Source organism: Nocardia sp. JMUB6875, assembly GCF_041154655.1.
In the GTDB taxonomy this organism is placed as follows: Bacteria; Actinomycetota; Actinomycetes; order Mycobacteriales; family Mycobacteriaceae; genus Nocardia.
On sequence record NZ_BAAFGR010000417.1, the window covers coordinates 1 to 648 of the forward strand.

The window sequence follows — 648 nt, forward strand, 5'->3', positions numbered from 1 at the left end:
GCCACCACCCCGGCCACCGCCCACTGCGACGCGATACAGGTCGCCCAGGACCGAATCGACGCCTGGCGCAGCGCCTTCGACGACGCGGGCATGACGCTGACCGCTGAGTGGCACACCAGCGCGGCCGAATCAGGCAAATCCCCGCACTGGTGTGCCACTCAACGCGCGGACACCGCGGTGTCGGCCGATGTGCTGGCTCAAATCCTGGATGTGCCGCTGTCCAACGCCTGCCGCTACGCCGGGCCCGGCACCACCACCCGCCTGACCGTCACCACCGACCCCGGCTGGGTCACCATCACCGTCGCCGATGACGGAACCGGCGTCCCTGACAGCGAATTGGGCCAGTTGACCACCCGATTCTTCCGCGGCTCCACCGCCACCGGCCGCACCGGCTCGGGCCTGGGCCTGCCGATCGCCGACGCCCTGGTCACCTCCCGGCACGGCAGGCTCACCGTGCGCGCGGCCGACCCGCACGGGCTGGCGGTCGTCATCACTCTGCCCGCCGCGACCGTGGAGCAGCCGTGATTGCGCTCCAGCCCTATTCGAACCGCCCTTCGACCGGATGCGAGGTGCGGCGATGATCGGCAGGCGCGCGATGTTGCGGGGCGGGTTGGGGCTTGCGGCGGGTCTGGCCGTGCCGTCCGCGCT

Annotated in this window: 1 protein-coding gene; it reads left to right on the plus strand. The window is 71.8% G+C overall.

Annotated features, from left to right (window positions below; translation table 11 throughout):
* The coding region (locus ACAM49_RS40340; protein ID WP_369640765.1) for a sensor histidine kinase at positions 1 to 525 on the plus strand (525 nt) is incomplete at its 5' end.
* Positions 526 to 648 lie beyond the last annotated feature (123 nt).